Raw genomic sequence first — 25,856 nt, 5'->3', positions numbered from 1 at the left:
CATCCGGATCACCCACCGTTTCTGCCAGCATGCCCACGTGATCCCTCCCCCGGTTCCCGACGAGCCTGACGCCCCGCCGCCCACCTGGTGGTGGGCGCGCGGCCTGGCGCTCGTGGAGCGGCTGCCGGCCCCCGCCGTGCCGCCGGCCACGCCGGCCGGCGAGCCCGCGTGGGCGGCGCCGGACCAGGGTGGGCTCGCCGAGCGCGCGGCCCGGCTCGGTCTACCTCCCGGCGCGCTGGCCGCGCTCCGGGCCGAGCCGGCCGAGTGCCTGGCGGCGCGCCGCGCCCGCCCGCCGTGGGCGGAGTTCGTGGAGCGCGCGCTGGCCACCCCGGACGGCGACTGGCCGACGCCGGCGACGACGGACGAGGCGGCCGGCGACGCCCGGGTGTTCCTGCCCGTGGTGCGCCCGCTGAGCCGGCTGGCGGACCGCGACCTGGCCCGGCGGCTGCGCCAACTCCCCGACGCGCCAGTCGCGTTGACCGAGGTGCTGGCCGGGCTTGAGCGCCGGCTGGCCGGCCGGCTCGCCGAGCGCGGCGCCCGGGTCCTGGTCCGGGAGCTGGCCGGGGCCGGCCGGGCCGGCCGGCTGCGGGGCGCCGAACCGGCCGACCGGTTCGCCGACTTCCTCGCCAGGGCCGCCGCCCGCCCCGGGCTGACCGCGCTGGTCACCCGCTACCCCGTGCTGGCCCGGCTGTGGGCGCAGGAGTGCCTGGCCGCGGTCGCCACCGTGGACGAGTTGCTGACCCGGTTCGCCGCCGACCGCCCCCGGATCGTCGCCGAGCTGCTGGCCGGCGTTGACCCGGGGCCGCTGGTGGCGGTCGAGCCCGGGCTCGGCGACCCGCACCAGGGCGGCCGCTCCACCACCCTGCTGCGGTTCGCCGACGGCCGGCGGGTGCTGGCCAAGCCCCGCGCCCAGGACGGACAGCGCCTGCTCGGCGAGCTGACCGGCTGGCTGGAGGAACGACTGCCGGGGCTGGGCACCCGTACGCCCCGGCTGGTGACCGGCGACGGCTACGGCTGGGTGGAGTTCGTCGCCCACCGGCCCTGCCGGGGCACCGGCGAACTGGCCAGGTTCTACCGCCGGCAGGGCGCGCTGACCGCGCTGCTGCACGCGGTGGACGCGACCGACCTGCACCTGGAGAACCTGGTCGCGGACGGCGACCACCCGGTGCCCATCGACACCGAGACGCTGCTCCACCCGGCGCTGCCGGAGGCCACCCTGGCCGGTCCCGACCCGGCGGCCCAGGCGTTGGCCGCCTCGGTGCACCGGACCGGGGCGCTGCCGCTGCCCCTGGTGGACGAGCACGGCGTCCGGGACGTCTCGGCGCTCGGCGGGCGCGGCGGCGGCCTGGGCGAGGGCTACACCTGGCGGGACGCCGGCACCGACCGGATGCGGCTGGTGCGCGGCCCGGTGCCGCACGCGGCGGCCCACAACCTGCCGGTGCCGGACGGCTCGGCGGTGCCGGCCGGGGACTTCGAGGCGGCGCTGCTGATCGGGTTCCGCGCCGCCTACGACGCGATCGTCGCGCACCGGGGCACGCTGCTCGGCCCGGGCGGGCCGCTGGCGGGGGCCGGCGCGCTGCCGGCCCGGCTGATCGTCCGCCCGTCCCGGCTGTACGCGACGCTGCTCTTCGAGGCCAGCCATCCGGAGGTGCTGGCCGACGCGCTGGACCGGGACGCCGTCTTCGCCGTGCTGGGCGCCGACTCGGCCGGGGACCCGCTGCGGACGGCGCTGATCGAGGCGGAGGTCGCCGACCTGTGGGCGGGCGACCTGCCGGTCTTCTTCCACCGGCCGGTGGCCGCCGACGTGTGGTGCGCGGACGGCACCCGGCTGCCCGGGCTGCTCGCCGAGCCGGCGCTGACCGGCACCCGCCGCAAGCTCACCGCCATGGACGAGGTGGACCGGCACGGCCAGGAGTGGATCGTCTCGGCCAGCCTGGCCACCACCCGGCCGTCGGCCGGCGCGCCGTTCCACCGGCCGGCCCCCGCCGGGCCGCCGGCACCGGCCGTGGTGCCCGACCCCGAGCAGTTCCTCGCCGCGGCCTGCGGCATCGCCGACGAGATCGTCGGCCGCGCGGTGCACGGCGCGGGGCGGGCCAACTGGCTGGGTCTTGAGCTGGTGGACGACCGCTGCTGGACGGTGCTGCCGATGGGCGCGGGGCTCGGCCAGGGCTACCCCGGAGTCGCCCTGTTCCTCGCCCAGTTGGGGCGGCTGACCGGCGTCGGCCGCTACACCGACCTGGCCGGCCGCGCGTTGGCCGCGCTGCCCGGGCTGCTGCCCGCGCTGGCGGCCGACCCGGCGCTGGGCGCGGCGGTCGGCCCGGGCGCCTTCCACGGGCTGGGCGGCCTCACCTACGCGACCAGCCGGCTGGCCACCCTCCTCGGCGACGACCTCGGGCTGCTGCCGACGGCCGTCGAGGCGCTCGCGCTGGCCAGCCAGGGCCCGGCGCCCGGCCTCGCGGCCGGCACGGCCGGGGCGCTGGCCGCGGCCGACGCCGTCCACCGGGAGCACGGGCTGCCGGCGGCCGGCGCGCTCGCCGACCGGCTGGCCGACGCGCTGGACGCGGCGGCCGGCCCGGCGGCCGGGCCCGGCTTCGCCGCCGGCCGCGCCGGGGTCGGCTGGGCGCTGCTCCGCCGGCCGGCGACCGCGCCGGCCGGGGCGGCGGCGCTGCGGGCCGCCCTCGCCGAGGTGACGGGCCGGCCCGGTGCCGACGCCGGCTGGTGCGCGGGGCTGGCCGGCGTGCTGCTGGCCTCCGCCGCCGGCCCGGGCGCGCCGGCCGAGACCGCCCGCGCCCTCGACCTGCTGACCCGGACGCCGCCCAGCGCCGACCTGAGCCCCTGTCACGGCGAACTCGGCGTGCTGGAGGCGCTGGCCGCGCTCGCCGCCCACGGCCACCCGCCGGCCGCCGCCGCCCTCACCCGCCGCTCGGGCGCCCTCCTCGGCTCCCTGCACCGGCACGGCCACCGCTGTGGCACGCCCCAACACCTGCCCACGCCGGGGCTGTTGAGCGGCCTGTCCGGCATAGGCTACGGACTGCTCCGGTTGGCGCTGCCCGACATCGTCCCCTCGGTGCTGCTGCTCCAGCCGGCGCCGGGGCGTTCCGCCCCACGCCAGATCCACCAGCATGGTTCCCGCTCCCTCACAGAAACGGACCTTCCATGAGCCAGCCGATCGTCCCCCAGCGTCCCGAGCACCCGTCGGCGTCGCCGGAGACCCCCCACCTCGCGCCCACGACCGGCCCCAACGACCCGCCCAGATCCGCCGACGCGGCCGACGACGCCGCGCTCCTGGCGTCGGCCGAGCCCGGCACCCGGGAAGGCGCCACCCCGGCCGAGGACGACGCGGACGACCCGGCGGGGCCGCCGCCGCTGCGGGGCCGCAACCGGGTCGGCGCCGGCGTGCGGGTGTTGGCCGGACTCGCCCTGGGCAGCGGCATGATCGCCAGCCTGGGCGACCTTCCCAACACCTCGGTATCCATCATCTGACCGCGCTGATGCCCCCCGTTATCCGTGTTATCCCCGTTGTGTCAGCCCCAGGCGCTACGATCCGGGCCCATGCCAGTCCATGCCACCCACATCATCGGTCGTGACTCGGAAGTCGCCCAACTGGGCGACCTGTTGCGCGCAGCCAGGCACGGCGGCGGCAGCGGGGTCTTCCTCGTCGGAGAGGCCGGCATCGGCAAGTCGCGGCTGGCCGCGGAGATAGCCGGTGCCGCCTTCGAGGAGCGGATGCGGGTCCTGCGCGGCCGGAGCAGCGCCATCGGTCCGGTGACGCCGCTCCGGCCGCTCAGCGAGGCACTGTTGCCGCTGTTCCGCGGCCAGGAGGCGGACGCCCTGCTCGCCGACCCACACCTCGGGCCGTACCGCACGGTGCTGGGCCGGCTGGTGCCCGACCTCGCCGGGGACCAGCAGGACAGCGGCTCCATGGTGGTGCTCGGCGAGGCCCTGCTGCGGCTGCTGACCGCGCTCGGCCGGGACCGGGGCCTCCTGCTCGTGCTGGAGGACCTGCACGACACCGACACCGAGACGCTGGCCGTCCTGGAGTACCTGATCGACAACGCGCCGGGCCTGCCGGTGCTGCTGCTGGCCACCATCCGCGCCGAGGACTGCCCGGCCATGACGCTGGCCACGGCGACCGAGCGGCGCCGGATCAGCACCCTGTTCCGGCTGGCCCCGCTGGACCGCGCCGAGGTGGGCCGGCTGGTCGGCTCCTGCCTGGGCGTGGCCCCCCGGGACGTCCCCGAGGCCGCGCTCGACTACGTGTGGAACGACAGCGCCGGCAACCCGTTCCTGGTCGAGGAGTTACTGCAGGGCATGATCAGCGGCGGCTCGCTGGTGCGGGCCGGGGACGGCTGGCGCACCGACGGCGCGCCGCACAGCGACGTCTCCAGCGCCCTGCTGTGGGGCACGGTGCGCCGGGTCGACCGGCTGGGTCCGCAGGGGCTGCGGCTGCTGTCGGCCGCCGCCGTGCTCGGCCGGCGCTTCTCGCTGTCGGTGCTCCAGCGGATGACCGGCGTGGACGACCGCAGCCTGCTCAGCCACCTGCACGCGGGGGTGGCCGCCCAGTTGGTGGTGCCGGACGAGCCGGCCCCCGACTGGTACGCCTTCCGCCACCCGCTGACGGTGGAGTCGATGTTCGCCCAGCTGACGCCGGGCAGCCGCGCCACGCTCAGCGCCCAGGCGGCCGACGCCATCGAGGAGCTGCATCCCGAACTGCCGGGCGCCTGGTGCCCGTTGGCCGGCGAGCTGCGGGCCGCCGCCGGCCAGGGCGGGCGGGCCGGCCGGCTCTTCACGGAGGCCGGCCGGCGGGCGCTGTCCAGCGGCGCGGTCGGCTCGGCGGTCACCCTGCTGGAGCGCGCGGAGCGGCTGCTGGCCGGCGGCTCGGACCTCGCGGCGCGCGCCGAGGCGCTCCAGCAGCTGGTCCCGGCGCTCGCCGAGGGCGGTGACTTCGAGCGGGCGTTCGCCCTGGTGCAGCGCCCCGCCGAGCTGGTGCACGCCGGGCTGGCCACCCTCCAGGTCGCCGCGCTGCACACCAAGCTCGCCAAGGCCGCCTATGTGGCCGGCCGTTGGGCGGACGGCAACGAGCAGGTGGCGCTGGCGCGCGGGCTGCTCAGCGCCGAGCCCGACGAGCGGGAGTCCGCCCGGATCGACGTGGTGGAGGCGTACCTGGCGGTGGAGACGCCGGGGCCGGGCCGGATCCGGCAGGCCGAGCGGCTGGCCCGGCGGGCCATCGAGGCGGCCGACCGGCACGACCTGCCGGTGGTGGCCTGCGAGGCCTGGCAGCTGCGCGGCATCCTGGCCCGGGAGCGGAACCTCGACGAGGCGACGGGCTGCTCCCGGCAGGCGCTGCGCCTCGCCGAGCGGCACAACCTGCCCATCCTGCGGATCTACGCCATGTCCCGGATCGGCGGGGACCGTTGGCTGGCCGAGGGGGCGACGGAGGGGCTGGTGCAGGCCAGGGAGGAGGCGCTGCGCCTCGGCGCGGTCCCGGTGGTCTACATCAGCGACGGCATCCTCTATCTGAACGCCGTGCTGACCGGCCGGCAGGCCGAGCTGGCCCGGCAGATCGACGAGACGCTGGCGACGGCCAGCCGGCTGCGGCTCGAATCGGTGGTGCGCTACGTGCTGATGACCCGGGCGACGGCCGCGGCGCATCGGGGCGACCGGGCGACGATGGAGCGGGAGCTGGCCGAGTTCGAGCGCTGGGATGGCCGGGGCTCGCCGGAGGAGCCGCTGGTGATCGGCCTGGGCCGGGTGTTCTGCTCGCTGCTGGAGGAGGACCGGGAGCGCGCCCTGGCGGAGCTGGCCAGCCTCTCCGAGCTGGCCCGCCGCAGCCCCACCGTCTTCCACCTCGGCGGCCGGCACGGCCTTGAGTTGTTCCTGAAGGTGCTGGACGGCTCCGCCGACCGCGCCAGGTACGAGGAGGTGGTGGACACCGCGGCCGGCCGGATGCGGTGGAACCGGCACTTCGTGCTGCTGGCGCACGCGGTGCTGCTCAGCCGGGAGGAGCGGCCCCGGGAGGCGCTGGCGGCGGCGCAGGCCGCACAGGAGCTGGCGGCGCCGCACCCGCTGGCGCTGCACCTGGGGCTGCGGCTGCTGGCGGAGGAGGCGCTGCGCGGCGGCTGGGGCGATCCGGTGCCGTGGCTGCGGCGCGCTGAGCACTACTTCCAGCAGACCTCGATCCCGACCGTGGCCGGGGCCTGCCGGGCGCTGCTGCGGCGGGCCGGTGCCTCCGTGCCGCAGCACCGCACGGGCGCCGACCGGATACCGCTGCCGCTGCGCACGGCGGGTGTGACGGTGCGGGAGTACGAGGTGTTCCTGATGCTGGCCGACCAGCCGAGCAACAAGGACATCGCGCGCCGGCTGCACATCTCGCCGCGCACGGTGGAGAAGCACGTCGCCAGCCTGATCACCAAGACCTCCCAGAACAACCGGGAGGCGGTGTGCGCGCTGGCCGCCGCGCTGGACGCCGAGGCGGCGGACGACCCGGTCAACGACGCCCGGCCGGGGCGCCGTTGACCGGTCGGGGTGGTGCTCAGCCGGCGTCGTGGGGTCCGCCGACGTCGTAGGTGAGGTGGGTGACGGTCGAGGTCACGGTGACGCTCCGCCGCACCAGGCCGCGCGGCGCCGCGCCGTGGAAGAGCGGTGTGCCGCCGCCCAGCACGACGGGCGCCAGGTGCAGCGTCAGCCGGTCGACCAGCCCGGCGTCGAACGCGGAGCGGATGGTCGCGCCGCCGCCCATCAGCACGACGTCGAGGTCCAGGCCGCTGGCCAGGGAGGCCGCCTCGGCGGCCTCCCGGGCGGCGGCGACGGCGGCGGGCAGGCCGGTGGTGACGAAGGTCCAGTCCAGGTCGGCCAGCCGCACCGCCGGCGGCGGCGCGGTGGTCACCACGAAGAACGCGGGCTCGCCGGCCTCGCCGGCACCGTAGCCGGTCTCCGCGTCCCAGCCGTGCGGCCCGTCGACCACGTCGAAGAGCCGGCGCCCGAGCACGACGGCCCCCGAACGGGCCGTCGCCTCCCGCAGGATCCGGCGGTCGTCGGCGTCGTCGGAGAACGCCCAGGTGTGCAGGGCCTCGCCGCCGTCCCCCAGCCCGTTGTCGGGGCCGGGATCGGGCCCGGTGACGAAGCCGTCCAGGGAGACCGAGATGTCAGCGATGATGCGCGTCATACCAGGTCAGACCCGGCCGGCCCCAGAAACTCATCGCCGCCGCCAGCGACGGCTCGCCGCCGGCGAGGCGGCAGCGAGGCGCAGCGGGCCGGGGTCGGTCCTTCAGGGGGTCAGGTCGGCGGCGAGGTGCCAGGTGCGGAGGCGGTCGGAGGTGGAGCGGAGGCCGGTCTGGGTGAGGACCACCTCGGTGGCGCCGGCGTCGAAGTAGCGGCGGATGCCGGCGGTCACCGTCCGTTCGTCGCCGACCAGGGCCAGCTCCACCGGGTGGGAGGCGCCCTCGGCGGCCACCATCCGGCGGTAGGAGGGGATGTCGGCGTAGGCGCCCAGCCGCACCGCGGCGATCTGCTGCACCACCTCCGGGTCGTCGGTGACCACGGCGGGCACCGCGGCGACGATCCGGGGTGCCGGGCGGCCGGCGTCCCGCGCGGCCCGGGTGAGGGCCGGGACGATCCGCTCCGCGAGGGTGCGGGGGCCGGCGAGGAACGGCAGGGTGCCGTCGGCCAGTTCGCCGGCCACCTGGAGGGCCTGCGGCCCCATCGCGGCGACCAGCAGCGGGGTGCCGGCGCCGCCCGGCACGGCGGTGGGCAGCGGCGGGCGGGCGGTGACGGTGCGGCCGGCGAACCGGGGCTGGCCGCCGTCGAGGGCCTGCCGGAGCACGGTGAGGGCCTCCCGCAGGTGGCCGATGGGCGGCGGGTAGGGCGTGCCGTAGGCGGGTTCCAGCAGGCCGCGCACGCCGGTGCCGACGCCCAGGGTGAAGCGGCCGCCGGTGGCGGCGGCCGCGGTCTGCGCCTGGGCGGCCAGGGTCAGCGGGTGCCGCGGGTAGAGCGGCACCACCTGGGTGCCGACCCGGACGCCGGGCACCTCGCGGCCGGCGAGCGCGGCCAGGGTGACGGCGTCGTGGTCGAAGAGCTGGCTGAACCAGACCGCGGTGCCGCCCAGCTCGGCGAACTGGCGGGTCTGGGCGATGAGTTCGGTCACCGCGTTGGTCGTCCCCGCGGTGTCACCGGCCGGCAGGGCCACTCCGACGGTCATGGGGTCGGTTCCTTCCTGACGAGCGCCGACTGGCCGAGTGGCGGCCGGCGGGGTTCCAACCGGCCGGAGGCCCGGCCGGCGAGGACGTGGGCGCACGGTTCGGCGCCGCTGGTGGCCGGCCGGGACGGCAGCAGCCGGGACAGCGCGGCCTCGCCGGCCGGGTCGCCGGCGGTGCGGGCGCCGCGCAGGGCGCGTTCGACGGCGGCCGGCCAGTCGGCCGGGTGGCGGGCCGGCGCCGGCGCTCCCGCCGCGGCGAGCACCAACTCCCAGCAGTAGCCGGGCTCCTGGGCCGCTTCGGCCAGTTCGGCGGCGGCCAGCAGGCCGTCCCGCCACTCCTCGGCGGTGGTGGGTGCGCCGGTGGTCAGGGGGGCGGCCGGGGGCCAGCGGCGGGCGCGGCCGGGGGCGCGGGGGCGGCCCCGCCGGTCGGCGGCCTGGTCGGCCAGCGCGAGCCAGCCGCCGAAGACCCGGCGCAGCGCCGCGGCCCGCTCCTCCGTGGTCTCGCGGCCGTGTGCCAACTCGCGGGCCAGCACCCGGTCGAGGGGGTGGAGGCGGTAGCCGACGGCGCCCCGGGCGCGGCTGGTGGCCTCGACGAGCCGGGTCTCGACCAGCGTCTCCAGTACCTCGGCCGGGGCGCCGGAGGCGTCGCCGAGCAGCGCCTGGGCGACCCAGCCGGGGAAGGGGCCGGGCGGCAGCAGGCCGAGCCGGGCGAACAGGCGGCGGGCCGGGGCGGGCAGTTGGTCCAGGGTGCGGCGCAGGCTGGCGCGGACGTCCACGCCGTGGTGGCCGAGCCGGTCCAGGCGGGTGTCCTCGGCGCGCAGCCCTGCCACCAGGTCGGTGAGGCGCCAGTGCGGGCGGGCGGCGAGCCGGGCGGCGGCGCCGGCCAGGGCGAGCGGCAGGCCGCCGCAGAGTTCGACCAGCTGGCGGGCGGCCGCGTCCTCGTCGGGGCCCGGGGTCAACCCGGGGAGGGTGGCGAGCAGTTCGGCGCCCCGGTCGGCGTCCAGCGGGGCCAGTTCGTGCCGGGCGGCGCCGGCCGGGGCGAGGGTGCGGCAGCGGGTGGTGACGATCAGCGGGCAGCGCGGGTCGCCGGGCAGCAGGGGCGCGAGGTGGGCCTCGTCGGCGGCGTCCTCCAGCACCACCAGCACCCGGCGGCCGGCGAGGGCGCTGCGGTAGAGGGCGGCCCTGGCCCCCAGGTCGGGCGGGATCTCGGCGACGGCCAGGCCGAGCCCGCGCAGCAGCCCCTCCAGCACCTCGGCGCTGTCCCTGGGGCGGCCGGCGCGGTCGGTCAGCCGGGCGTAGAGCTGCCCGTCGGGGAAGTCGTCGGCCAGGGCGTGGCCGGCGGCGACGGCGAGGGTCGAGGTGCCGACGCCGGCCCGCCCGGTGAGGACGGCGACCCGGGCGCCGGCCGGGGCGGGGTCGGCGAGCAACTGCCGCCGCAGGGCGGCGAGTCGGTCGGCGTGGGCGAGCGGTCCCGCCGGCCGGGCGGGCAGCATCCTGGGCACCGGGCGGGCGGCGCCGGCGGCCGGCTGGGACGGCCCGTGGTCGACCCGGTCGGCCAGCACGTCCTGGTGCAGTCGGCGCAGCGCGGCGCTCGGCTCCAGGCCGAGTTCGGTGACGAGGGCGGCGCGCAGCGCGCGGTAGGCGGCCAGCGCCTCGACCCGCCGGTCGGCCCGGTAGAGCGCGGTCATCAGCTGGCCCACGAGGCGTTCCCGCAGGGGGTGTTCGGCGACCAGCTGGGTCAGTTCGCCGAGGGTCTCGCGGTGCAGGCCGAGGCGGAGTTCGGCCTCGACGCACTCCTCGACGGCGCCGACCCGGCGTTCGGCGATCCGGGCCCGGTGGGCGGCGACCAGCCGGCCGTCGACGCCGGCGACCGGCTCGCCGCGCCAGAGCGCCAGCGCCTCCCGGAACGCCCGGCGGGCCCGGTGCGGGTCGGCGGTGTCCAGGGCGGCCCGGCCGCGGGCGAGCAGTTCGTCGAAGACCGTGAGGTCGAGTTCGCCTGGCGCCACCTCGATGACGTAGCCGACGCCCCGGGTGTGGATGCGTTCGCCGAGGCCGGCGCGGGCGAGCAGGCGCCGCAGCGCGGAGATCGCGGTCTGCACCTGGGCCCTGGCGGTGGCCGGCGGGTCGCCGTCCCACAGGCCGGCGACCAGCCCGTCCAGCGTGACCAGCCGGTTGGCGTTGAGCAACAGCAGGGCGAGCACCACCTGTTGGCGGCGGGCGGTGACCAACACCTGCTCGGCGCCGACGACCTGGAGCAGGCCGAGCACCCGGAAGGCGGGCGCGGCCGGCAGGTCGTCGGGGACCGCGCGGAGGGTGGCGGCCGGGCGCTGGGGGGCCTCGGGGTGCGGGTGGGTGGTGCCGGGCTGGGCGGCGGTGGCCGACGGGTGGACGGTGCCGGTCCGCTGCACGTCTCTCGGGTCGAGAGTCCGCACTGGTAACCCCCTGGGTTCGGGTGGTGGGCGGCCGGTGGGCCGGCCGCGGGTGGACGGGTGCGTGGTGGGCCGGGCGGGCGCGTGCTTCAGACCAGGACCTCGACGGGCTCCGGGTGGCCGAGGAAGGCGCTGGGCGAGGCGGTGCGGCCGTAGGCGCCGGCCTGGAAGACGGCGATCAGGTCGCCGATCTCGGCGCGCGGCAGCTCCACCCGGTCGCCGAGCAGGTCCAGCGGGGTGCACAGGCAGCCGACGACGGTGACGGTCTCCGACGGGGCGTCGGCGGTCGGGCCGGCCGCGCGGTGGGCGACGGCGACGGGGTAGTTGCGGCGGATCACCTGGCCGAAGTTGCCGGAGGCGGCGAGCTGGTGGTGCAGCCCGCCGTCGACCACCAGGAAGGTGGTGCCCCTTGACTCCTTGCGGTCGACGACCCGGGTCAGGTAGACGCCGGCCTCGCCGACCAGGTAGCGGCCCAGTTCCAGGGCCACCCGGGCGGCCGGGTGGCGGGGGCGGATCCGGGTCGCCAGCAGGTCGGCCAGGTGGGTGCCGACGCCTGGCAGGTCCAGCGGGGTGTCCCTGGTCGCGTAGGGGATGCCGAAGCCGCCGCCGAGGTTGAGGTAGCGCAGTGGCCCGGGCAGGGTGTCGGCCAGCCGCAGCAGGAGTTCGACGGTGGCGGTCTGCGCCTCCCGGATGCTGTCCGCGCGGAGGTTCTGCGAGCCGGCGAAGACGTGGAAGCCCAGCAGGTCGAGGCCGGCGGCGGTGATCTCGGCGACCAGCTCGGGGACGCGTTCGGCGTCCACCCCGAACTGCTGGGGGCCGCCGCCCATGCGCATGCCGGCGCCCTTGAGGGCGAAGTCGGGGTTGACCCGCAGCGCGAGGCGGGCCGGCCGGCCGAGGTCGTCGGCCAGCTCCCGCACCCGGGCCAGCTCGGTGGCCGACTCCAGCTCGACGGTGACGCCGGCGGCGACCGCCTGGCGGAGTTCGGCGGTGCTCTTGCCCGGGCCGGCGAAGCTGATCCGGTCGGCGCTGACCGGGGTGTCCAGGGCGTGCCGCAGCTCGCCGCCGGAGGCGACGTCGAAGCCGTCGACCAGGCCGGCCAGGTGGTGCAGCACGGCGGGCATCGGGTTGGCCTTGACCGCGTAGCTGAGGTGGACGTCGGCGGGCAGCGCGGCCCGGACGGCGGCCACCCGGCGGGTGATCAGCGCCCGGTCGTAGGCGAAGAACGGGGTGCTGCCGACCCGTTCGGCGAGTCGCCCGGCGGGAATTCCGCCGATGTGCAGGCCGCCGGCCGCGCGCTCGAAAAGCGTCTCGTCCGGCGTTGTCGCGGTGGTCGTGGCGGCCATACCTCATCCCCCTTGTGCGCGCTGCGCGCTGTCGCCTGCTCGGTCCGGCCTTTTCCGGCCGGCCCGGGCGGGCCTTACCGAAGCGTTCTGGCGGCCGGCCAGAACCGGCCGGCGACGCTCCCTGCACGTTCCCAACCGGGGCCGCGTTCCGCATGGGTAGCGGCTCCCCATATTCCCCGGCCGACCCCCGCACACCTCCCCCGCAGGTCCACCGAATGGCCACATCCGTGCAGCTCAGGTGGCTGGGTAGGGGCCGGGTGCGGCGTGGGTGGGGCCGTTGACCACTTCCTGACCAGCGTTTCCTGTCACCGGCCCCGGGGGTGCTCTTCTTGACCGGCCGGGCGGCGGCGGCCCAGGATCGGTGTCCATCAGGCCGGGGTGAAACGGGGCGGCGCGACGACGATTCCGCGTTTCCCCTCCTCGGTGAACCGCACCTTTGTCACCGCTCGATCACCCCTGTTCTCGTTCGTTCCCTTCGGTTTTTCCCTTCGGTTATCCACTCGGTTCTCCGCTGGGTTTCCGACGGGTCACCGCGCGGTTTGCCGGCCGCTTTTCCGTCCGGTTGGCCGCGGGTCGTGCCACCCGGTAGGCCGGTCGATCCACTGGCCGGTTCGCCGTTCGATGTCTGCCCGATGTGCTGTTCGATGTTCTGTCCGCAACGCCTCGCGACGGTTGGTGAGTGAATGTCCTCCAGGAGTGCGGAAAGCGCGCACGGTGCGCCGATCGCCGTCGTCGGTCTGGCCTGCCGGCTGCCGGGCGGCGCGAACCCCGACGAGTTCTGGCGGCTGTTGTCCGCCGGCGGTGACGCGGTGGCCGAGCCGCCGCCCGGGCGGTGGCCGGCGGGCGCCCCGCGGCGGGGCGGTTTCCTGCCCGCGATCGACGGCTTCGACGCCGGCTTCTTCGGCATCTCGCCGCGCGAGGCCGCCGTGCTCGACCCCCAGGCCCGGCTGGTCCTCGAACTGGCCTGGGAGTCCCTGGAGCACGCCCGGGTGGCGCCCACCGCGCTGCGGGACAGCGACACCGGCGTCTACCTGGGCGCCATCGCCAACGACTGGGAGCACCTGGCCGGCCCGCCCGGGCCGCACACCTTCACCGGCACCCAGCGCGGCCTGCTCGCCAACCGGGTCTCCTACCACCTGGGGCTGCGCGGGCCCAGCCTGACGCTGGACACCGGGCAGTCCTCGTCGCTGGTCTCGGTGCACACCGCCTGCCAGGACCTGCGGGCCGGCACCGTGCGGACCGCGCTGGCCGGCGGCGTCAACCTGATCGCTGGCGCGCGCTCCGGCGCGGTGCTGGACGCGTTCGGGGCGCTCTCCCCCGACGGCCGCTGCCACACCTTCGACCGCCGGGCCAACGGCTACGCGCGCGGCGAGGGCGGCGTGCTGCTGGTGCTGCGCCCGCTGGCGGACGCGGTGGCCGACGGCGACCGGGTGCACGCGGTGATCCTTGGCGGCGCGGTCAACAACGACGGCGGCGGCGAGGGGCTGACCGTGCCGCACGGCCCGGCCCAGGCCGCCGTCATCCGGCGGGCCTGCCGGGACGCCGGGGTACGCGCGGCCGACGTCTCCTACGTGGAGCTGCACGGCACCGGCACCCGGGCCGGCGACCCGGTGGAGGCGGCCGCGCTGGGCGCCGCGCTGGGCGAGGAACGGCGGTCCGCCGGCCCGCTGTTGGTCGGTTCGGTGAAGACCAACATCGGCCACTTGGAGGGCGCGGCCGGCGCGGCCGGGCTGCTCAAGGTGGTGCTGGGGCTGCGCGAGGGCACGCTGCCGCCCAGCCTGCACTTCACCGAGCCGCCCGCGGACATCCCGCTGGACGAGCTGAACCTGGCGGTGGTGACCGAGCCCCGCGCCTGGCCCCGGGGGGCGGGGCGGCGGATCGCCGGGGTCAGCTCGTTCGGCGTGGGCGGCACCAACTGCCACCTGGTGGTGGCGGAACCGCCCGCGACGGCACCGGCCGGGGGCCGGCCGGCCGTCGCCGAGGCGCCGGCGCTGCCGCTGTCGGCGCGGTCGGCGGCGGCGCTGCGCGCCCAGGCCGGCGCGCTGGCCGAGCGGCTGGCCGCCGACCGGGCGCCGGACCCGCGCGACGTGGCGCACACCCTGCGGCACGGCCGGGCCGCGCTGGAGCGGCGCGCGGTGGTGCTGGACGGCACGCCCGCCGGGCTGGCCGCGCTCGCCGCGGGGCGGCCGGCCGACGGCGTGGTGGTGGGCACCGCCGTCCCCGGCGCGACCGCGCTGGTCTTCCCTGGCCAGGGCACCCAGTGGGCCGGGATGGCCAGGGAGTTGCTGGCCGGGCCGCCGGCCGTGGCGGACCGCCTGGCGGCCTGCGCGGACGCGCTGGCCCCGTTCGTGGACTACGCGCCGCTGGACGTGCTGCGCGGCGCGCCGGACGCCCCCTCGCTGGAGCGGGTCGACGTGGTGCAGCCGGCGCTGTGGGCGGTGATGGTGTCGCTGGCCGAACTGTGGCGGTCGGTGGGCGTGGCGCCGGAGACCGTCATCGGGCACTCGCAGGGCGAGATCGCGGCGGCCACCGTGGCCGGCGCGCTCAGCCTCGACGACGGGGCCCGGGTGGTGGCGCTGCGCAGCCGGGCGCTGCGGGCGCTGGACGGCGGCGGGATGCTCTCCGTCGGGGCGCCGGTCGCGGTCCTGGAGGAACTGCTGCCCGGCGCGCCCGAGGTGGGCGTCGCCGCCGTCAACGGGCCACGCTCCGTGGTGGTTTCCGGCCCCAGGGCCGCGCTGGACGCGCTCGCCGCCACGCTGGCCGAAGCCGGCCACCGGGTGAAGTCGCTGCCGGTCGGCTACGCCTCGCACTCCCCCGCCGTGGCGGCGATCCGCGCCGAGCTGGCGGAGCTGCTGGCGCCGGTGCGGCCGGTCGCCACCGAGGTCACGTTCCTCTCGACGCTGACCGGCGGCCCGTTGGACACCGCGCGGCTGGACGCCGACTACTGGTACGAGAACCTGCGGCACGAGGTGCGGTTCGGCGCCGCGACCGAGGCCGCGCTGGGCCGGGGCGTCACCCGGTTCGTCGAGGTCAGCCCGCACCCGGTGCTGCTCGGCGGGATCGCGGAGACCGCCGAGCGGGCCGGCGTCGAGGTGGCGACCGTCGGCACCCTGCGCCGGGACGAGGGCGGCGCCGCCCGCTGGGCGGCGTGCCGGGCGGAGGCGTGGGTCGCGGGGCTGCCGGTGCGCTGGCCGGCGGTGCCGGACGGGCGGCCGGTCGACCTGCCGACCTACCCGTTCCAGCGGCAGCGGCACTGGGTGGGCGAGGCGCCGGTGGCCGAGGCCGCCGGGCGCCGGGCGCCGGGGGCGACGCCCCGGCAGGCGCGGACGCTGGTGGCCGAGGCGGTGGCCGGCGTGCTGGGGCACACCGACCCCAACGCGGTGGAACAGGGCCGCGCCTTCCGCGACCTGGGCTTCGACTCGGCGCTGACCAGTGAACTCCACCGCCGTCTGGAATACCTGACCGACCTGCGACTCCCGTCGAGCCTGCTCTTCGACTTCCCCACCCCGCGCCGGGCGGCGGAACACCTCCGCACGCTGCTCGCCGCGCACGCGGCGCGGCGGGACGCCACGCCGCCCTCGGCGCGGGCCGCCTCGGCGGCGGGCCTGACGCACGGGGCCGGGGCGGTGCCGCTGAACGAGGCGCCCGCCGCAGGCGCGACACCGGCCTCGGCGCTGGGCGCCGGGGCGGCGGGTCGGGCGCGGGCGCGGAGCGCGGATGCGGCAGGGAACACGGTGCGGGGCGCCGGGGCGGCCGGCGAGGTCGGTGCCGGGCAGGGCGCCGAGACAACGGGCGCGGCGCGGGCCGCCTCGGCGGCGGGCCTGACGCACGGGGCCGGGGCCCCCGCCACGGGCGGCGGTGCCGACGCTGGCCAGAGCCCGACGCAGGGCGCTGAGAGCACGGGCGCGGCGGCCGGCCAGGGGCCGGACGCCTCGGCGGCGAGCCCGGCTGCGACGCGAGGCGCCGGCACATCGCCGGCGGCAGCCTCGGCGTTCGGCGCCGGGGCGACGGGCCGGACGCCGGCCACAGTCGGCGGAGTCACGGGCACGTCACCGGACGCCGCCGCGGCTCCGGCGCAGGCGCAGGCGCAGGGCGGGACTTCCGACGCGGCGCCGGCCGCGGGCCCCGCGGCAGCCGCTGGTGAGCCGATCGCCATTGTCGGGATGGGGTGCCGGCTGCCGAGCGGGATCGACTCGCCGGAGGGGTTCTGGGAGCTGCTGGCCAAGGGGCGGGAGACCCTCTCCGAGCTTCCTGGCAACCGGGGTTGGGACCTGGCCGCACTGCACGGCGGGGCCTGCGCCACCCGGCAGGGCAGCTTCCTGCACGAGGCCGACGCCTTCGATCCGGAGTTCTTCGGGCTCAGCCCGCGCGAGGCGCTGGCGATGGACCCGCAGCAGCGGCTGATGTTGGAGATCTGCTGGGAGGCGGTGGAGCGGGCCGGGCTTGACCCGACCGGGCTGGCCGACTCGGCGACCGGGGTGTTCGTGGGGGCGATGGCCGGCGACTACGGTCCGCGGCTGCACCAGCCGACCGGGGCGGCCGACGGGCACCTGCTGACCGGCACCACGCTGAGCGTGGTCTCCGGCCGGATCGCGTACACGCTGGGGCTGCGCGGCCCGGCGCTCACCGTGGACACCGCGTGCTCCTCGTCGCTGGTCGCGGTGCAGCTGGCGACCGCCGCGCTGCGGCGCGGCGAGTGCTCGCTGGCGCTGGCCGGCGGGGTGGCGGTGATGGCCAACCCCGGGCACCTGGTGGAGTTCAGCCGGCAGAACGGGCTGGCGCCGGACGGGCGGGCCAAGGCGTTCGACGAGTCGGCGGACGGCACCTCGTTCGCGGAGGGCGCCGGGGTGCTGCTGCTGGAGCGGCTCTCCGACGCGCGCCGCAACGGGCACCGGGTGCTGGCGGTGATCCGGGGCGTGGCGGTCAACTCGGACGGGGCGAGCAACGGGCTGTCCGCGCCGAACGGGCAGGCGCAGGGCCGGGTGATCAGGGACGCGTTGGCCGACGCCGGCCTGGCCCCCGCCGACGTGGCGGCGATCGAGGCGCACGGCACGGGCACCGCGCTGGGCGACCCGGTGGAGGCGCACGCCCTGCTGGCCACCTACGGGCAGGACCGGGAGGCGCCGGCGTGGCTGGGTTCGGTGAAGTCGAACGTCGGGCACACCCAGGCGGCAGCGGGCGTGGTCGGCGTGATCAAGATGGTGTTGGCGCTGCGGCACCGGCTGCTGCCGAGGACGTTGCACGTGGCGCGGCCCAGCGGCCGGGTGCGGTGGTCGGACGGGGCGGTGCGGCTGCTGACCGAGCCGCGGCCCTGGCCGGCCGGCGCCGGGCCGCGGCGGGCGGCGGTCTCCAGCTTCGGGATCAGCGGCACCAACGCGCACCTGGTGCTGGAGGAGGCGCCGCCGGCGGCGGAGGTGGCCGGGGCGCCGGCCGGGCCGTTGGTGTGGGTGCTGTCGGCCCGTTCGGCGGCCGCGCTGCGGGCACAGGCGGGCCGGCTGCTGCCGCTGGCGGAGCACGCCGAGCCGGCGGACGTGGCGCCGCTGTTGGCCCGGCGGGCCAGCTTCGCGCACCGGGCCGTGGTGGTGGCCGCCGACCGGGCCGAACTGGTCGCGGCGCTGGGCGCGTTGGCGGCTGGTGAGGCACATTCGGCGCTGCTGGTCGCGGTGGCCCCGGCGGAGACCCGGCCGGTGCTGGTCTTTCCCGGGCAGGGCGCGCAGTGGGTCGGGATGGCCACCGAGCTGTTGGACCAGGACCCGGAGTTCGCGGCCGACGTGGCGCGCTGCGGGGCGGCGTTGGCGCCGCACACCGGCTGGTCGGTGACGGAGGTGCTGCGGGGTGCGCCGGGCGCGCCCTCGCTGGACGCGACCGACGTGGTGCAGCCGGTGCTGTTCGCGCTGATGTACGCGCTGGCCGGCCGGTGGCGGGCGGCCGGGGTGGAGCCGGCCGCGGTGGTGGGGCACTCGCAGGGTGAGATCGCCGCGGCGGCGGTGGCCGGCGCGCTGTCGCTGGCCGAGGCGGCCCGGATCAGCGCGCTGCGAGCCCAGGTGGTGGGCTCGTTGGACGGCACCGGCGGGGTGTTGGCGGTGGGCCTGCCGGTGGCCGAGGTCGAGGCGCGGCTGGCGCCGTGGGCGGACCGGCTGTGGGTGGCGGTGGACAACGGCCCGGTGGGCTGTGTGGTGGCCGGCGAGCTGGCCGCGATGGAGGAGTTCGCCGCCGACTGCGGGGACCGGGTGCAACTGCGTCGCGCCCCGGTGGCGTATGCCGCGCACACCCCGCACGTGACCGCGGTGCGCGAGGAACTGCTGGACCGGTTGGGCGCGTTGACGCCGCGGGACACCGAGGTGACGATCGGCTCGGCGCTGACCGGCACACTGGTCGATGGCTCCCGGCTGGACCCGGGCTACTGGTACCGGAACCTGGCCGAGCGGGTCAGGTTCGACGCGGCGGTCCGGGCGGTGGCGGCGGACGGGCCGGGCGCGCCGCTGTTCGTCGAGGTCAGCCCGCACCCGATCCTGACCAACGCGGTGGCGGAGATCCTGGACGACGCGGGGGTGGCCGGCGCGGCGGTGGGGACGCTGCGGCGGGGCGAGGGTGGCCGGCACCGGCTCCTGACCGCGCTCGCCGCGGCCTGGACGCGGGGCGCGCCGGTGGACTGGCCAGCGCTGCTGGGCCCGGTGCGGGCCGAACTGGAGCTGCCGGGCTACCCGTTCGAGCGGCGCCGGTTCTGGCTGCACGCCAGCCGGCACGCCGGGCATCCGCTGGTGGCGGACGTGCTGCCGCTGGCCGAGGGCGCGGGCCTGCTGCTGACCGGTCGGGTGTCGCTGGCCGGCGCGCCCTGGCTGGCCGACCACGCGGTGGACGGCCGGGTGCTGCTGCCGGGCACCGCGTTCGTGGAGTTGGCGCTGCGGGCGGCGGCCGAGGCCGGGGCGCCTGGGGTGGAGACGCTGACCCTGCACCAGCCGCTCGAACTGCCGGCGGACGGCGCGGTCGCGCTCCAGGTGCAGGTGGTCGACGGCGCGTTGACGGTGCACGCCAGGGTTGGCGACGACGGGCCGTGGACCCGGCACGCCAGTGGCGCGCTGAGCACGGCGCCGGCGGCCGCGCCGGGGCCGCTGGCCCAGTGGCCGCCGGCCGACGCCACCCCCGTCGAGGTGGCGGAGGCCTACGCGGGCCTGACGGCCCGTGGGTACGGGTACGGGCCGGCGTTCCGGGGCCTGACCGCCGCCTGGCGGGACGCGGACGGCTGGTGGGGCGAGATCGCCGCGCCGGTGACGGGCGCGGAGGCGTGCGCGGTGCACCCGGCGCTGTTGGACGCGGCGCTGCACCCGCTGCTGCTGGCCGCGGAGGGGCTGTTGCTGCCGTTCGCGGTCAGCGGGGTGCGGGTGGTGCGGGCCGGCGTGGAGCGGCTGCGGGTGCGGGTGCGCGGCGGCGAGGTGGTGCTCTATGACGAGCGGGGCGCGGTGGTGGCCTGGATCGAGGACGCCGTGCTGCGCCCGCCGGCCGCCGGGGCGGCCGAGTGGTACCGGATGAGTTGGGCGGACGCGGGCCCGGCGCCGGTGCCAGGGGCGGCCGACGCGGCGCCGCTTGTGCTGCCCTTCGGCGCCGAACTCCCCGACGGCGTACCCCCGTTGGTGGTGGTGGGTCGGCCGGACGGGCCGGCGGGCGAGGCGGCCGGCTGGGCGGCGGCGACGGTGCGGCGGTGGGTGACCGAGGAGCGGTTCGGCGACGCCCGGCTGGTGTTCACGGCCGACCCGGACGCGCCGGCCGGCTCGGCGGTGTGGGGCCTGGTGCGGTCGGCGATGGCCGAGCATCCGGGCCGGTTCGGGCTGGCGGACGCGCCGGCGGAGCTGGCCGGGGCCGGGCCGGCCGACCAGTTCCGGGTGCGGGACGGCCGCACGGAGCTGCCCCGGCTGGTGCGCGGCGCCCTGGCGGGGGAGGCCGCCGGCGTCGACCTGACGGACGGCACGGTGCTGGTCACCGGGGGCACCGGCGGGCTGGGCGCGCTGGTCGCCCGGCATCTGGTGGCCCGGCACGGGGTGGTCGAGCTGCTGTTGGTCTCCCGCCGGGGGCCGGCCGCGCCGGGCGCGGCGGAGCTGACCGCCGAGCTGACGGCGCTGGGCGCCTCGGTCACGGTCGCGGCCTGCGATGTCGGCGACCGGGCGGCGCTGGCCGCGGTGCTGTCGGGCCGCCGGCTGGTGGGCGTGGTGCACGCGGCGGGCGAGCTGGCCGACGGGACGGTGGCGGAGCTGACGCCGGAGCGGCTGGCCGCGGCGCAGCGGCCGAAGGCGGAGGCCGCGGAGCTGTTGGACGAGCTGACCGCCGAGGCGCCGCTGCGGGCGTTCGTGTTGTTCTCCTCGGTGGCCGGGGTGCTGGGCAACCCGGGGCAGGCGGCCTACGCGGCGGCGAACGCCCGGCTGGACGGGCTGGCCCGGCGGCGCCGGGCGGCGGGCCGGCCCGCGGTCTCGGTGGCGTGGGGGCTGTGGGAGCTGCCCACCGGCATGACCGGGCGCCTGTCGGGGGCCGACCGGCGCCGGCTGGCGGCGCTGGTGCCGCTGACCGAACGGGAGGGCCTGGCGCTGTTCGACACGGCGCTGCGGGCGGACGCCGAGCCGACGCTGGTGGCCAGCAGGTTCGACCGGCGGGTGCTGCGCGCGCTGGGCGGGGAGCTGCCCGAGGTGCTGCGCGGCCTGGCGCCCGCGCCGCGCCGGGACGCGGAGCCCGCGGCCGGGGCGGCCGAACCGGCCGCCGGGCGGCCCCGGTTCGCGGATGCCGAGGCGGTGACGGCGTTCGTCCGGGAGCGGGTGGCGGAGGCCCTGGGGCACGCCAGCGGGGCGACCGTCGACCCGGACCGGCCGTTCAGCGAGCTGGGCCTGGACTCGCTGACCTCGGTGGAGCTGCGCAACCGGATCAGCGCGGCGACCGGCCTGCGGCTGCCGGCCTCGCTGGTCTTCAACCACCCGACGGTGACCCTGCTGGGCCGGCACCTGGCGGAGCGGCTGGCGCCCGACCCGGCGGCCGAGCTGGCCGAGGCGCTGGCCCGGACGCTGCCGGCGCTGCCGGCGGAGCGGGCGGTGGCGCTGCTGACCGAGGCGCTGGCCGGGCTGGGCGCGCCGGTGCGGACCGGGCCGCCCCGGCCGGTCGCGCCACCGCCGCCGACCACCAGCGACGAGGAACTCTTCGCGTTCATCGACAGCCAGCTCTGAGAACGGCGGGCCGGCCACGGCCGCCCCTCGACCATCCACCCCACCCCAGCCCACTGAGCCCAGGGAGTTTCCATGGCCGGCGAGGACCAGCTGCGCGAGTACCTCCGGCGGGTGACCGCCGAGCTGACGGACACCCGTCAGCGGCTCGCCGACGCGGACGCCCGCGCCCACGAACCGGTGGCCGTCATCGGCATGTCCTGTCGCTTCCCCGACGCCCCCGACGTGGACGCCTACTGGGAGCTGCTGCGGGCCGGCCGGGCCGCGTCGATCGACGAGGTGCCGCCGGACCGGTTCACGCTGGACCTGTCGCCCGAGGAACGCGCCAGGTTCCGGCCGCGCCGGGGCGCGTTCCTGCCCGATGTGGCCGGTTTCGACGCGGAGTTCTTCGGCTTCGCGCCGCAGGAGGCGCTGCGGATGGACCCGCAGCAGCGGCTGATGATGGAGCTGGCGTGGGAGGCGATGGAGGACGCCGGGACGCCGGCGCCGCGCCTGGCCGGCAGCAGGACCGGGGTGCTGCTCGGCTTCTCGGACGCCTTCCAGTACGGCCAGACGCAGGTGGAGCGGCAGGGCACCGGGATCTGGGCCGACCCGTACATGGGGCAGGGCAGCCTCGGCAGCGTGCTCGCCGGGCGGCTGGCGTACCACTTCGACCTGCGGGGGCCGGCGTTCTCGCTGGACACCGCCTGCTCGTCCGCGCTGGTGGCGACGCACCTGGCGGTGCGCGCGCTGCGCGCCGGGGAGTGCGACTACGTGCTGGCCGGCGGCGGCTTCCTGGCGCTGCACCCGTTCCTGTACCTCTACAGCGGCGCCAACGCGCTGCTCTCCCCCACCGACCGCTGCCACACCTTCGACGCGGCGGCGGACGGCTATGTGATGGGCGAGGGCGGCGGGATGGTGCTGCTGACCCGGCTGGCCGACGCGGAGCGGGCCGGGCACCGGGTGCGGGCGGTGCTGCGCGGTTCGGCGGTCAACCAGGACGGGCGCAGCAACGGGCTGACCGCGCCGAACCAGGGCGCCCAGGTCGCGGTGGTGCGGCAGGCGCTGGCCGACGCCGGGGCGACGCCGGGCGAGGTGGCCTACGTGGAGGCGCACGGCTCCGGCACCCGGCTCGGTGACGAGATCGAACTGGGCGCGCTGCACGAGGTGTTCGGGCAGCGCCCGGCGGCCGAGCCGCTGCGGGTCGGGGCGGTGAAGACCAACATCGGCCACACCCACACGGCGGCCGGCATCGCCGGGCTGATCAAGACGGTGCTGGTGCTGGAGCACGGCCTGGCGCCGGCCAACCTCAACCAGCGCGAGCCGGCCGAGATGGTGGGGGCGAACGCGGCGGTGGCGCCGCTGACCGACGCCACCGGGCTGCCGGCGCGGCCGGTGGCCGGCGTCAGCTCGTTCGGCTGGTCCGGCACCAACGCGCACGTGGTGCTGGAGGCGGCGCCGCCCGGCCCGCCGCCGGCCGTGCCGGCCACCGGCGGGCCGCGGCTGCTGCCGGTCTCGGCCGGGCACCCCGAGGCGCTCGCCGCGTCCCTGACCCGGCTGGCCAAGGTGGCGGGCGACCGCCCGCTGCCCGAGCTGGCGCACACCCTCCAGGCCGGCCGGGCCCAGCACCCCTACCGGCGGGCCGTGGTGGCGGCCGACCCGGCCGAGGCGGCGGCCCGGCTGGCCGCGCCGCACGAGCCCGCCCGGGCGGCCGACCGGCCCCGGGTGGCGTTCCTGCTGCCCGGCGTCGGCGACCAGTACCTGGGGCTGGGCCAGGCCCTCTACCGGGACGAGCCGGAGTTCGCCCGGGCGGTGGACCACTGCCTGGCGCTGGCCGGCGAACGGTGCGGCATCGACCTGGCGGCGGTCTTCCACGCGGTACCGGACGCCGATGCCGCGCCGGCCGGCTCGCCGCTGGTGCCGGCGGCGGAGCCGGCGCTGGAACAGGCCGAGCTGGCCCACCCGTTGCTGTTCACCGTCAGTTACGCGCTGGCCCGGCTGCTGGCCGCCCGCGGCGTCGAACCCGACCTGCTGGTCGGCTACAGCCTCGGCGAGTACGTCGCGGCCTGCCTGGCCGGGGTGTTCACCCTCTCCGACGCGCTGTGGCTGGTGACCGAGCGGGCCCGGCTGATCGCCGCCGCGCCGGCCGGGCGGATGCTCGCGGTGGCCGCGCCGGCCGACACGCTCGCCGAGGAGGGCCTGGAGGTGGCGGCCGTCAACGGGCCGCACATGACGGTGCTCAGCGGCCCGCCGGCGGCCGCCGAGGCCGCGGCCCGCCGGCTGGTCGCGGCGGGCGTCGCGGCCCGGCCGCTGCGCTCGGCGCACCCGTTCCACTCCTCGCTGCTGCGCTCCGCGCAGGACAAGCTGGCCGCTCTGGTGGCGAGCGTCGCCCGGGGGGTGCCCCGGGTGCCGGTGGTCTCCAACGCGACCGGCCGGCCGTTGACCGACGAGCAGGCGCGCGATCCCCGGTACTGGGCGGACCACCTGTGCCTGCCGGTGCGGTTCGCCGACGGCGTGGCGCACTGCGCGACGGCCGGCGTGGACGCCTATGTGGAGCTGGGCCCGGGGCAGACCCTGGGCGGCCTGGTGCGGCAGAACCTGCCGGGCGACGCCCGGCCCGCGGTGCTCGGCACGCTGCCAGGCCCGTGGCCGGCCACCGGCCGCCCGGACGAGGCGACCGCCGTGCTGGAGACCTGCGGGCGGCTGTGGGAGCGGGGGGTGGAGTTGGACTGGACGGCGCTGGACGGGGGGTCGGGCCGGCCGGTCCCGCTGCCGACCTACCCGTTCCGGCGGACCAGGTTCTGGCCCGAGGCCACGGCCGCCGCGTCGGCCGCCGACACGGCGGGCGAGCCGGACCGCGCCACCGGGGCCCACCGGTACGCGCCGGTCTGGCGGCGCTGCCCGGGCGCCGGGCCGGCCGAGGCGCCGGCCGGCACCCTGGTGGTCTTCAGCGACGGGGTGCTCGGCCGCCGGCTGGTCGAGCTGGCCGGCGGCGACGCGGTCGAGGTGCTGGCCGGCACCGCGCTGCGCCGGGACGGCCGGCGGATCGAGATCGACCCGACCGACCCGGCGCACCACCGGGCGGTGTTCGACGGGCTGGCCGGGCCGCCGCGGGTGGTGCACCTGTGGAGCCTGCTCGGGCCGGACGACGGCGTGTGGGCGGGCGACGAGGCGCTGCGCGCGGCGCTGCGGCTCGGTTTCGACGCGCCGCTGCTGACCGTGCGGGCGCTGGCCGGCTCGCCGGCCCGGCTGCTGACGGTCAGCGCCGGCGCCGAGGAGATCACCGGCGGCGAACTCACCGCGCCGGCCCGGGCCCTGCCGCACGGGCTGGGCCGGGGCGCGCGGGCCGAGTACCCGGAGCTGGCCTGGCGCGGCGTGGACCTGGCACCGGACGCCGACCCCGGGGAGCAGGCCGAGGCGCTGCTGTGGGAGCTGGGCCACGGCCCGTGGGAGGCCGGCGACCCGGTGACCGAGCCGGTGCTGGCCGGCTGGCGGGCCGGCCGGCGCTGGTTGAAGGGCCACACCGAGCTGCCGGCCTCCGGCGCGGTCTGGGACCCGGCGGGCACCTTCCTGATCACCGGCGGGACCCGCGGCCTCGGCCTGGCCCTGGCCCACCACCTGGTGGCCCGCGGCGTGCGCCGGCTGGCCCTGGTGGGCCGGAGCGGCACCGCCGAGGTGGCGGAGCTGACCGCGGCCGGCGCCGAGGTGCTGGTGCTGGCGGCGGACGTGGGCGTGCCAGACGAGCTGCGCCGGGCGGTCGCCGCGACGGTGGCCAGGTTCGGCACCGTGGACGGCGTGGTGCACGCGGCCGGCCGGCCCGGCGGCGGGCTCACCGCGCGCCTCGACCCGGCGGACGCCCGCGCGGCGCTGGACCCCAAGGTCGTCGGCCTCGGCCCGCTCGTCGAACTCCTCGGCCCCGACGGGCCGTTGCCGGCGCCACCGCGCTGGCTGGTGCTGTACTCGTCGATCGCCAGCGTGGTCGGCGGGATCGGCGAGGCCGACTACTGCGCGGCCAACGCGGTGCTGGACGCCTACGCGCAGGCGCTGGCCGGCGCGGCCCCCGCCACCCGGGTGCTGTCCGTCGCCTGGGGCCACTGGCAACACGACGCCTGGGCGGACGAGAACACCGGCGCCGACCGCGTCGAGCACCGCCGCCGGCACGGCTTCACCGCCGAGGAGGGCTGCGCCCTGCTGGACGGGCTCGCCGCCGACGCGGCCGGCGCCACCGTGGCGCTGCGCCGGCCGCTGCCCGAGACGGTCCGCGCGCTGGCCGCGCTCAACAGCCTGACCAGCCTCGTCGAACAGGCCGGACAGGCCGGACAGGCCGGGCAGACCGGCGGGGGCGCGGGGGCCGAACCGGCCGACGCCGGCGCCCGGTTCGCCCGCCCGGCGCTGCGCACCGCCTATGTGGCGCCGCGCACCGAGTGGGAGCACACCGTCGCCGACCTGTGGGGCCGGTTCCTCGGCATCGACGAGGTCGGCGTGCACGACGCGTTCTTCGACCTCGGCGGCAACTCGCTGGTCGGGATGGCGATGGTCGCGGAGTTCGAGCGCCGCCTGGAGCGGCCGATCGCGCCGGCCGTCCTCTTCGAGCACCCCACCGTCGCGGCGTTCGCCACCGCGCTGGACGGCGGTTCCCAGCCCCGGCGGGCCACCGGCACGACACGGGGCGAGCAGCGCCGTGCCCGACGGTCCCGCACCCGGAAGTGAG

At 78.2% G+C, this 25,856-nt stretch carries 8 protein-coding genes and 1 pseudogene; 5 read left to right on the top strand and 4 right to left on the bottom strand.

Annotated features, from left to right (window positions below; genetic code table 11):
- Positions 1-37 precede the first annotated feature (37 nt).
- The 3 genes from RM844_RS13785 (at position 38) to RM844_RS13775 (ending at position 6,516) form a co-directional block, all read left to right on the top strand.
- Positions 38-3,160 carry a type 2 lanthipeptide synthetase LanM family protein gene (locus tag RM844_RS13785; protein WP_311667420.1) on the top strand — a complete coding sequence of 1,041 codons (3,123 nt, stop codon included), beginning with the start codon at positions 38-40 and terminating at the stop codon, positions 3,158-3,160.
- Positions 3,157-3,483 (top strand): hypothetical protein, encoded by a 327-nt coding sequence (locus RM844_RS13780; RefSeq protein WP_311667419.1) that lies wholly within the window; start codon positions 3,157-3,159, stop codon positions 3,481-3,483. The genes RM844_RS13785 and RM844_RS13780 overlap by 4 nt, the downstream gene beginning before the upstream one ends.
- A 69-nt stretch (positions 3,484-3,552) precedes the next feature.
- On the top strand, positions 3,553-6,516 hold the full coding sequence (locus tag RM844_RS13775; RefSeq protein ID WP_311667418.1) for a helix-turn-helix transcriptional regulator: 2,964 nt from the start codon (positions 3,553-3,555) through the stop codon (positions 6,514-6,516).
- A 16-nt stretch (positions 6,517-6,532) separates the two neighbouring features.
- On the opposite strand, the gene RM844_RS13770 is transcribed toward RM844_RS13775, so the two are convergent.
- The 4 genes from RM844_RS13770 to RM844_RS13755 all read right to left on the bottom strand — a co-directional run bounded on the left by RM844_RS13770 (position 6,533) and on the right by RM844_RS13755 (position 11,966).
- Positions 6,533-7,165 carry a dihydrofolate reductase family protein gene (locus RM844_RS13770; protein WP_311667417.1) on the bottom strand — a complete coding sequence of 211 codons (633 nt, stop codon included), beginning with the start codon at positions 7,163-7,165 and terminating at the stop codon, positions 6,533-6,535.
- A gap of 102 nt (positions 7,166-7,267) precedes the next feature.
- Entirely contained in the window at positions 7,268-8,197 is a 930-nt protein-coding gene (locus RM844_RS13765; RefSeq protein ID WP_311667416.1) for a TIGR03564 family F420-dependent LLM class oxidoreductase, read from the bottom strand.
- Positions 8,194-10,626 (bottom strand): AfsR/SARP family transcriptional regulator, encoded by a 2,433-nt coding sequence (locus RM844_RS13760; RefSeq protein ID WP_311667415.1) that lies wholly within the window; start codon positions 10,624-10,626, stop codon positions 8,194-8,196. The genes RM844_RS13765 and RM844_RS13760 overlap by 4 nt, the downstream gene beginning before the upstream one ends.
- An 86-nt stretch (positions 10,627-10,712) precedes the next feature.
- Positions 10,713-11,966 carry a pyridoxal-dependent decarboxylase, exosortase A system-associated gene (locus RM844_RS13755; RefSeq protein ID WP_311667414.1) on the bottom strand — a complete coding sequence of 418 codons (1,254 nt, stop codon included), beginning with the start codon at positions 11,964-11,966 and terminating at the stop codon, positions 10,713-10,715.
- 722 nt (positions 11,967-12,688) lie between these two features.
- Between RM844_RS13755 and RM844_RS13750 the strand changes: the two are divergent.
- A pseudogene (locus tag RM844_RS13750) lies at positions 12,689-21,169 on the top strand (SDR family NAD(P)-dependent oxidoreductase); the annotation flags it as partial.
- A gap of 72 nt (positions 21,170-21,241) precedes the next feature.
- Positions 21,242-25,855 carry a type I polyketide synthase gene (locus RM844_RS13745; RefSeq protein ID WP_311667412.1) on the top strand — a complete coding sequence of 1,538 codons (4,614 nt, stop codon included), beginning with the start codon at positions 21,242-21,244 and terminating at the stop codon, positions 25,853-25,855.
- Position 25,856 lies beyond the last annotated feature (1 nt).

Source organism: Streptomyces chisholmiae, from assembly GCF_031845445.1.
GTDB lineage: Bacteria > Actinomycetota > Actinomycetes > Streptomycetales > Streptomycetaceae > Streptomyces > Streptomyces chisholmiae.
The sequence above is the reverse complement of the archived record's forward strand: the minus strand, read 5'-3'. Positions and strand labels throughout refer to the sequence as shown.